At 60.9% G+C, this 8,594-nt stretch carries 8 protein-coding genes and 1 tRNA gene; 7 read left to right on the top strand and 2 right to left on the bottom strand.

Annotated features, from left to right (window positions below; translation table 11 throughout):
- From VHD36_09830 to VHD36_09815, 4 genes are all read left to right on the top strand, one after another.
- Positions 1-339: hypothetical protein (locus tag VHD36_09830; protein HVU87609.1), on the top strand; the 339-nt coding region annotated here is incomplete at its 5' end.
- A 52-nt stretch (positions 340-391) separates the two neighbouring features.
- A complete protein-coding gene (locus VHD36_09825; protein HVU87608.1) occupies positions 392-793 on the top strand; it encodes a DUF1330 domain-containing protein in 402 nt (133 codons plus the stop codon).
- A 167-nt stretch (positions 794-960) separates the two neighbouring features.
- Positions 961-2,454, top strand: coding sequence for a sodium:solute symporter family protein (locus VHD36_09820; GenBank protein ID HVU87607.1), 1,494 nt, complete (start codon positions 961-963; stop codon positions 2,452-2,454).
- A gap of 27 nt (positions 2,455-2,481) precedes the next feature.
- Positions 2,482-2,673 carry a hypothetical protein gene (locus tag VHD36_09815; GenBank protein HVU87606.1) on the top strand — a complete coding sequence of 64 codons (192 nt, stop codon included), beginning with the start codon at positions 2,482-2,484 and terminating at the stop codon, positions 2,671-2,673.
- Positions 2,674-2,756: 83 nt separating this feature from the next.
- On the opposite strand, the gene VHD36_09810 is transcribed toward VHD36_09815, so the two are convergent.
- Positions 2,757-5,339, bottom strand: coding sequence for a glycoside hydrolase family 20 zincin-like fold domain-containing protein (locus VHD36_09810; GenBank protein HVU87605.1), 2,583 nt, complete (start codon positions 5,337-5,339; stop codon positions 2,757-2,759).
- Between the two features lie 333 nt (positions 5,340-5,672).
- Here VHD36_09810 and VHD36_09805 point away from each other — a divergent pair, with 333 nt between their 5' ends.
- From VHD36_09805 to VHD36_09795, 3 genes are all read left to right on the top strand, one after another.
- Positions 5,673-6,923 carry a DegT/DnrJ/EryC1/StrS family aminotransferase gene (locus VHD36_09805; GenBank protein HVU87604.1) on the top strand — a complete coding sequence of 417 codons (1,251 nt, stop codon included), beginning with the start codon at positions 5,673-5,675 and terminating at the stop codon, positions 6,921-6,923.
- 306 nt (positions 6,924-7,229) lie between these two features.
- Positions 7,230-7,472, top strand: coding sequence for a hypothetical protein (locus tag VHD36_09800; protein ID HVU87603.1), 243 nt, complete (start codon positions 7,230-7,232; stop codon positions 7,470-7,472).
- 131 nt (positions 7,473-7,603) lie between these two features.
- A tRNA-Met gene (locus VHD36_09795) sits at positions 7,604-7,677 on the top strand.
- A 790-nt stretch (positions 7,678-8,467) separates the two neighbouring features.
- Here the strand turns inward: VHD36_09795 and VHD36_09790 are convergent.
- On the bottom strand, positions 8,468-8,594 hold a 127-nt coding region (locus VHD36_09790), incomplete at its 5' end, for an IS5/IS1182 family transposase (protein HVU87602.1).

Here is an 8,594-nt window from a genome sequence, read left to right as displayed (position 1 = left end):
CTGGTGGTCGTGGTTTCGCGAAAGAATTTCGAGATGAACAACAAGCCGAGTGTCACGCATTCGTTCGACACCGGCGCGGCCTGGGGCTACCTGGCCTTGCAAGGCTCACTGCAGGGCCTGGTCGTTCACGGCATGCAGGGTTTCGATTACGACCGGGCGCGTACCGAGCTGGCCGTTCCCGATGATCACGAAGTCATGGCCATGTGCGCCATTGGCAAGCCGGGGCATGTCAGTGATCTGCCCGCCGATATACAAGCCCGCGAGCAACCGAGCGGGCGAAAGACGCTCGCCGAAATCACTTGCGAGGGATCATTTCATTTTCCCGGTGCGAAGAGTTAGTATCACGCTCGTTGTCAGCTTTTTCGTTTGAACCCGCGCTGGAGAATCTCGCATGAGCATGACGCCCGCGACGAACGCCCTGTTGCCAACGCCTGAGCAGATGCAGGCCTTCTTGGAACTGCCCGACGATCAACCGATCGTGATGGTGAATTTGCTCAAGTTCAAACCCGACGGCGGGGCGGCCGAATATGCCAAGTACGCGGCGGGCGTCGAGCCGATCCTCGCGAAGATCGGCGCCAAGATATTGTTCTCGGGCGATGCGAGGTTTTGCCTGATCGGCCAGGCCGACTGGGACGCCGTGGCGCTGGTGCAGTATCCGCGTGCGAAGTCGCTCTTCGAGATGGCCATGTCGCCTGAATACCAGGCGATCCATCATCATCGCGAAGCCGGTTTGGCCGGGCAGATCAATTACGCCGTGGTGCAAGACGTACCGGCGGCTGGTTTGTCCGCATAGTCCAGGTCCGAAGCGAGAAACATGCCGCGCCTCGACCGTCGCATGCGGTTGCGCGGACGCTCACCGGTGCTTGTGCGCCGCAGGCCAGTCAGCATAGTATGGGCCCCTGTCGCCTATAGAGCCCTCGCACGGGGTGGATTCGCTGGAAGACGGTCGAGACGCTTCGGATGACGCATTTCTCCTGGATCGACGGCTCGATCGTCGGCCTGTACCTCTTGGTCACGATGGCCGTCGGCCTCAGCGTGCGCAAGTACGTCGGCAAGGTCGAACACTTTCTGGTCGCTGGCCGTGAAGTGAACTTCTACCTGGGGATCGCATCGCTCGCGGCCACCGAGTTCGGCATCGTCACCTGCATGTCGGCCGCGGAACTGGGCTACAAGCATGGCTTCGCCGGCGCCTCGGTCGGCATCACCTACGCACTCGCCATGTTCTTCGTCGGGTACACCGGCTTTTGCGTCAAGAAGCTGCGCGACTCAGGCGTCGTCACGATCGCCGAGCTTTTCGAGAAGCGCTTCGGCCCACGGATTCGCTGGTGGAGCGCGCTCGTGATCGTCGTCGGCGGGCTTTTGAACATGGGCACGTTCCTGCGCCAGGGCGGCGATTTTCTCATGACGGTCTGCGGCCTCGACGTCGGCCATCTTGAAATCACCATGACCGTGCTCCTGGCCGGCGTGGCCACCTACACGATCGTCGGGGGCATGCTCTCGGTGCTGGTCACCGATTACCTGCAGTTCATCATGGTGAGCATCGGCCTATTGGTCGTCACGTTTCTGATTCTCTTCGATATACCGTGGTCGTCGCTGGTCGAGGTGGTCGAAAAAGTTCATGGTGACGGCGGCTTCAATCCGTTTACCAATCCCGAGCTGGGCTGGCCGTTCATAATCTTCTATTCACTGTTGAACCTGGGGACGGTTCTCACCTGGCAAACCACCATCGCCCGATTCTTGGCCGCGAAGGATACAAGGACTGGGCAGCGGGTTTACACGGCCACCAGCTTCTTTTACGTGTGCCAGTTCTTGATTCCAGCCATCTGGGGTATCGCCGCTTTGGCCACGCTCGAGCCAGGAACAGTCGATCCGGAAAATCCGGCGCAAGCCATGCCGATCTTTTTGAGTCGCACCGTGCCGACCGGACTCATGGGCCTCGTCGTGGCGGCGATGCTGGCCGCCGACATGTCGACCGATTCGGCTTACATGCTCACTTGGGGGAGCGTGATCTATAACGATCTCCTCGCCCCCTTGCGCAAAGGGGGCTGGTCCGAGCGATTCGGCCTGTTCATGAATCGTATTATCATCGGGCTCATCGGTGTCTTCTTGCTCTTCTTCGGCCTGTGGTACGAGATCGGCGACGCCGGCATTTGGGCCTACTTGGCCGTAACCGGTACGATTTATATGTCCAGCATGTCGACGCTGCTGATCGCATGCTGTTATTGGCGGCGCGCCAACGATTGGGGTGCCGCCGCGGCCATTGCCGTAGGAGCCGCCTTTCCGCTGGCTTATCTGGTGCTGGAACAGCTCAGCGCTACCGAGAAGCTGGCGCAGAAGATCGGTGCTTACAATTTCGGCATCGCCGCATTCATCGGCGCGGGCGTGGCGATGATCGTCGGCTCGCTCCTGAAATCCGCGATCAAGCCGAGCAGCCCACACATTGCGTTGTCCTGAGATAAGCCAGCCACGGTACGAAAAACTATGAATGCCGCGTCGTTTTGGTGGTGGCTGACGATCGCCTGCCTGGTGTGGTACGCGGGCGTGACGGCCTACGTCAGCGTGCGCGGCGCGCTCGATATCCGCGGTATGCTCGCGCGATTGAGCGACTCGCAGAGCGAAGGAATTGCCACGGAGAGCACAGAGGGCACCGAGAAAGAAGAAGGGAGTTCCTAAGTCAGTCGTGCGCTACCTTCACACGGCTCTTCGCATCTCTCCGCGATCTCTGCGTCCTCGGTGGCTAACTTCTGACAATCACCCTACCGCACGTCGCTAAACCCGCGCAGGCCCTTGGCGAAATCGGGATATGTCACCCACACCGTTGGGGCCGGGTCGACTTTGGCCGCCGGCCAATTGCGATCATCGAAACCGGGCTGGTTCCAATCCGGTCGTTCGCGGTCGCTGACTTTCCAGGTCGCGTCCGAGAAGATGGGCTGCAACTTCCCCTGCTTGTCGCGGATTTCGCCGTAGAGATGAAAGCCGCCGCTGCGCTCGGGGCCGCCCGGCTCCAGGTCCGGGTTGATCGTGCCGTACTCGCGCGCGTCGACCGCGATGATGTTCTCGCCCGGCCGCAAGTGCCGACGAATGTCGTACACAGCGAGCAGCTTGGGGTTCACCGGTGCCGAGAGATTGCGCCGGGCGAACTGCTCGCCGACCGGCGTGCCGTTGACATAGATCTTCACGTGCGTGTCGCCGTGGACCTGCAGGCCGGCCGATGCGACGTCCTCTGGACCGAGCGTGACCACCTTGCGAAACCAGGCGTGTGGCACCGGATGACCGGCCGACGCGTCGGGATGATAAATCCATCCTGCAGCCGGTCGCGGATCGTAGGCAAAAATGCCCTGCTCGGCTCGCGCCGCGGCGTCGTCCCATACCTTGATGACCGCGTCGTAATCGTCAATCGCGTAATGCAGGTTCGCCGGCTGATTCGTCCGCAACCAAAGTTCTTTGAACGTATCGCGCAGGCTGACCGCCTCGTCGCGTACGGCACGAATGCGCGCAAGCAGGGTCGTTCTCGCCGCCGCAAGTTCGGCCGGCGACAAGCCCTCGACAGCGAAGCCATTTAAATCCGACACGAGTCGCTGGCTGGCGACGTAATGCTCGTGCATTCGCGCGCAGTAGCGCAGATAGTCGACATCCCCCGTTCGCCGCGCGACAATCGGTTGCAACAGGTCGCATAGTTTCTGTGCCGTGCGAGCGTCCTCGTAGACGCGGTACAGCTCCTGCGTCGTGTGCGGCCGGCCATCCTTGCGCGGCAGAAACGGATGCCGGAAATAATCGAGCATCGGAAACCACCACGGCCACTTTTCCAGTAGCGCGTAGATGGCCTCGAAGTACGGTCCCGTGCCTGGGCCGTTGTGGAGCGTGAAAAACCGATCCGAAAAGCTCGAAACGTCGGTCGACTCGGGCGCCCAAGTGACTTGCGCTCCGTACGCGTAACCGTAGTACAAAAGCTCGCGCAGGTTCTTCGAGCCGTTGTCTCCCCAGGTCGAAGTGATCGAGCCCAGCGGCTGCGGCTGGCGATAGCAATCGAGCGTGAAATTGCGGATGTTGATCATCGCCTTCGACATGTCGGGGAAAATCCGGTCCCAGTTGCTCATGCCCGGCAGCACGACGATCGGAAAGCCCTTCGAGCCCAGCACGTCGACCGTTGGGTAGTGATCCGCGGGCTCGTACTGCCAATCCATGAGCACGATGTCCTTGGGGATGAGGTCGAGAATCTCGGGATATTTGAGAATGATGTCGCCGTACATGATCATCTTCTTGCCATGGCTCTTGAGTAGCTCGTTGATGCGGCGGTAGTGCGCGGCATGGGCCGGCCCGCGCCCCAGACGCTTCACCGACGCTTCGCTCTGGCCGAAGCCGAGATCCCACGACTCGTCGAGCCCGGCGTGAAAATACTTCGAATCGAAGGCTTCGGCGATCTCCTGGAAGCAGTTGCTCAAGAATTCGAACGCCGCGTCGCTTGTCGCAAAGGAATGGGCGCCGGGATACTCGGCCAACGGCCGCACTTCGTCCAGCATCAACAGCGCGCCCTGGTTGCCGAGCATTTCGAAAACCGGCAGCAATTCCACGCCCAGCGGTCGGGCGAAAGCTTCCAGCTCGTCGATTTCCTCGCGCGTGAGGGCGCCGCGCCCTTCGCCGATCGTCGGGTATTTCTTGAAACGGAACGTGTCCTCGAAATAGAAAATCAGCGTGTTCATCTTGTAATCGGCCAGAAAGCGAATCATGTCCTTGAAGTTCGCCATCGTCGACACCTGGCCGTAGCTGAACTCGTCGTGGACGCCGCGCAGCGCCATCTTCGGCCAATCGCGCACACGCACCGCCGGCAATGTAGCTTTCGGGCCGCGGGCCACCCACATCTGCCGTAGCGTCGTCGCGCCGTATAGCAATCCGCGGTCGCTGGCCGCTCCGATGACGATTCCTTCGGCGCCAATACCGAGCGCGTACCCTTCCTTCGCCATCGCCTCGGTCAATTCCAGACCGTAGGCTTTCATCAACCGGGCCACGCGAGGATCACTCTTGGGGTCGCCGATGGTGATCGACCTCGCGGCGCCGTTCGCGTCCGGTTTGATCGCAAGTTTCACCCCGATTTGCTGCGCAAGACGCTCCTGCAGATTCGTGGCGGCGAACTTTGCGCCTTCGGTCGCCGTGCTCGGTAGCACGATCCGGGTCGCGGAATCAACCGTGACCGAATCGTCGGTCCAGGCTACTTCCTGCGGCGTCGGGATCACTCCCAAATCCTGCCGCGCTCGATCGCCGGCATGTGCCGGGCGCGCACCGGCCAAGGGCAGGGTCGCCAGGACCGTTAGGACCCACGAAAGCATCAACCGTCTGCGCATTCCTCTCTCCTATGGTCCCGCAAGAAACACGATCCGAAACGAGCTTTTGCAGGGAGTGGTTTCCGCCGGCCGGCCAGCATCGCGGTCTGGCCCCATTTCGATGCCTCGGATAGCCTCTTGCATGGTCGTCAACGCCGAAAATGCCCGTGGACGACGCAAAAACAACCCACCAGCGGCCGCCTTGGGCGGCATGGCACCCTCCCTGCCCTCCGGGGTTACTCTCTTATATTCTCGATTGTATTGGAAAGCCAATTGGCCGCTGGGCGCCTGTCGCGGCGCTCGCGAAAGCAACGAAGATATTGCGGCAAAATCTTTTTGAACCCGATCTCGCACATGTCACAACAACTGGCCCTATTGGGCGGACCTCCGGTTCGCAAGCGTCGTTTCACCTCTTGGCCGATTTTCGGCGGTCGCGATGAAGAGCGCGTGCTGGCGGCACTGCGCAGCGGGCGCTGGGGGCGCCTCGACGGCAACGAAGTCAACGAGTTCGAACAGCGCTTCGCGGCCATGCACGGTTGTCAACATGCCATCGCGGTCGTCAACGGCACGGTGTCGTTGCGACTCGGCCTGATCGCCGCCGGGATCGAGGCCGAAAGCGAAGTCATCATTCCGCCCTACACGTTTTTTTCCACGGCCTCGGCTGTCATCGAAGCGAACATGGTGCCCGTGTTCGCCGATATCGATCCGGCGACGTTCAATCTCGACCCGCGGGCTCTTGAAGCGGCTATCACACCGCGCACGCGAGCCGTGATTCCCGTGCACTTCGCGGGTCAACCGGCCGACATGGACGCGATCATGACGATTGCCCGCCGGCACAACTTATTCGTGATCGAAGATGCCGCGCACGCCCATGGCGCGAGTTATCAGAATCGCCCGGCCGGCAGCCTGGGGAACCTGGCGTCGTTCTCGTTTCAATCGAGCAAGAACCTCACCAGCGGCGAGGGGGGCCTGATCACGACCAACGACGACCGGCTGGCCGAAGCCTGTCGCTCGCTGCACAATTGCGGCCGCATCCCGACCGGCGTGTGGTACGAACATCACGTAATCTCGGGAAATTATCGCTTGGGCGAGCTGCAGGGAGCGCTCCTCAACGCGCAGCTCGATCGTCTTGCCGAACAAACGGCCACGCGCGACGCCAATGGACGATTTCTTGCCGCGGGCCTCGCCAGGTGGCCCGGTTTGCATCCGCAGCAGCGCCCCGACTCCTGCACGCGGCACGCGTATCATTTGTTCATGTTGCGCGTCGACGAGCAGGAATTCGGCGCTTCCCGCGCGGCCCTCATCGAAGCATTGCATGCCGAAGGAATTCCGTGTTCGGCGGGCTATGGCTTTTCTCTCCACCGGCAGCCGATGTTCCGCGACCGCGCCTTTGGTCCTTATCTGCCGCGCGTTAAAGAACGACTCGACTATGACCGCGTGAGTTGCCCGAACAGCGATCGCGTTTGCCAGGAATCGGTATGGCTCGAGCAGGCGATGCTCCTCGGCCCGCGCGAGGACGTGGACGACGTGCTGCGGGCCTTTGAAAAGATTCATTCGCAGCGTGCGGCGCTGGTCGATTGGGCCGCCAAGAATGGCAAGAATTGATCGAGAATGCTCGCACCGCATGCGGCAATTCTGTAGCCGGCGGTTTGTGAGCCGCCCTTGGCGGCGAGGCGGCTCCCCACCTCACAGAGAACAAAGACGGTACGGTGCGCTGTGCGCCCCAGGAACGACGTTTTCGGGTTCGTGGTGCCCACTGGGCACCCTACAAACTCCAGCGTTCACGGACCCGCGACTACAAAAGGTTGACAAATTCGTTAGACCGGCCGCTCGCCACTTCCGACCTTCGTTGGCAGTGTAAACTTGAGAAAGCGCTGCACTGGAAGTACCGTACCGAGGTTTGCGAAGGTCATGCGAAAATATCTGGCGTGCTTTGGCTTGTTCATCGTTGCGGCGATGTTATTGCCGATCGCGGCCCACGGCGCCGGCGACGCTTCGGCGATTCGCCGCGCGACACGCACGCGGGACTCTGGCTGGGTATCGAACTATCGGCCGGGGTCCACCAGCAGTTCGCGCCGCTACAGCTATTCCACGAGCAATAGCAAAAAAATCCGCGCCACGCCGCGCCCCGCCGGCTGCCAGGGCAAGAAGTAGTAGGCACGCACTGGAAGGCAATTTCGCAGTCTATGCGACCTGCACGAGGTCTTTGCGCTTTCGTGGCGAGGAGCGCGACCCCAAGCGTGCCTTGACGCCCCCGCCCCGTCGGTTAGATTCGGGGGTTCCACGGCGGCGTAGCTCAGTTGGTTAGAGCAGCGGAATCATAATCCGCGTGTCCGGGGTTCGAATCCCTGCGCCGCTACTTGTGTCATCCTCTGTCAGAGCGTGACAAAGGATGACTAACTGCTTCTTTGGCAAGGCTTTGCCTGTCCCCCCTTCGCCACTCTCGGCGGGGGCGCTGTTGCCAACCGATGACTCTGACTGCCAGTCAGAGTCGGAAGTTTGTGCAAACCCGTGTGCAAACTTTTCGTCCGCCGATCTCGTGGCGGCCTCGTGAACCGTCGCCTCTGGTCGCGGCGGGGCGGGCAGGTTTTGGATTGCAGCTGCTTGGTCGCCGATCCCAACGTGACTGTAGACATTTAGCGTCAAGTTGACGTCGCTGTGCCGAGCAATGGATTGGGCTAGCTTGGGCGATACCCCTGCCTTTGCCAGGTTCGAGATGAACGTGTGCCGATTGGCATGGAAGTCGGCAAATAGCCCGTCGTCGTCACAGTACGGGATACCGACTCGCTCCAGATCGAGCTTCATCATCTTGGATGTTCGCCGCAATCCACCCGTCTTCGTCTTGAGGTCGAATATCGGATCATCCATGTCAATTCCCGGCTTGTTGGCCAACCACTGCTTCATGCGATCGACAACGGCCGGGTGCAAGGGGACAATGTCGTTCCTCCGACGCTTGCTAAAGCTAGCTTTGACTCTCACCGTGGCTGGTTGTGATTCGAGATCGAAAGATCGCAATGTTAGTGAGGCAAGCTCGCCCCGCCGATATCCAGTCCAGCCAGCAAGAATATAGAGCATCGCTCGATCGAAACCGGAAAGCCCCTGAATTGGAGGACCCGACGCGGCTGACTCGATCAGCTTAGAACGTGTCTTCAAATGTATTTGTGTCGGGTCAGGGGGCGTGACATGAGGTTGATCATGGCGATGTAGATCATGGCCTCGCTGGTTTCGGTGTTGCGTTCGTAGTCGCGGGCGTGGCGGCGGTAGCGGACGAGCCAT

This window comes from Pirellulales bacterium (genome assembly GCA_035546535.1).
Classification (GTDB): Bacteria; Planctomycetota; Planctomycetia; order Pirellulales; family JACPPG01; genus JACPPG01.
This window is presented reverse-complemented; position numbering and strand designations above follow the sequence as displayed.

Bases quoted from the DNA above. Each gene is read 5' to 3' on its own strand.
- VHD36_09825 (HVU87608.1), top strand. From the start codon at position 392: ATGAGCATGACGCCCGCGACGAACGCCCTGTTGCCAACGCCTGAGCAG.
- VHD36_09820 (HVU87607.1), top strand. From the start codon at position 961: ATGACGCATTTCTCCTGGATCGACGGCTCGATCGTCGGCCTGTACCTC.
- VHD36_09815 (HVU87606.1), top strand. From the start codon at position 2,482: ATGAATGCCGCGTCGTTTTGGTGGTGGCTGACGATCGCCTGCCTGGTG.
- VHD36_09810 (HVU87605.1), bottom strand. From the start codon at position 5,339: ATGCGCAGACGGTTGATGCTTTCGTGGGTCCTAACGGTCCTGGCGACC.
- VHD36_09805 (HVU87604.1), top strand. From the start codon at position 5,673: ATGTCACAACAACTGGCCCTATTGGGCGGACCTCCGGTTCGCAAGCGT.
- VHD36_09800 (HVU87603.1), top strand. From the start codon at position 7,230: ATGCGAAAATATCTGGCGTGCTTTGGCTTGTTCATCGTTGCGGCGATG.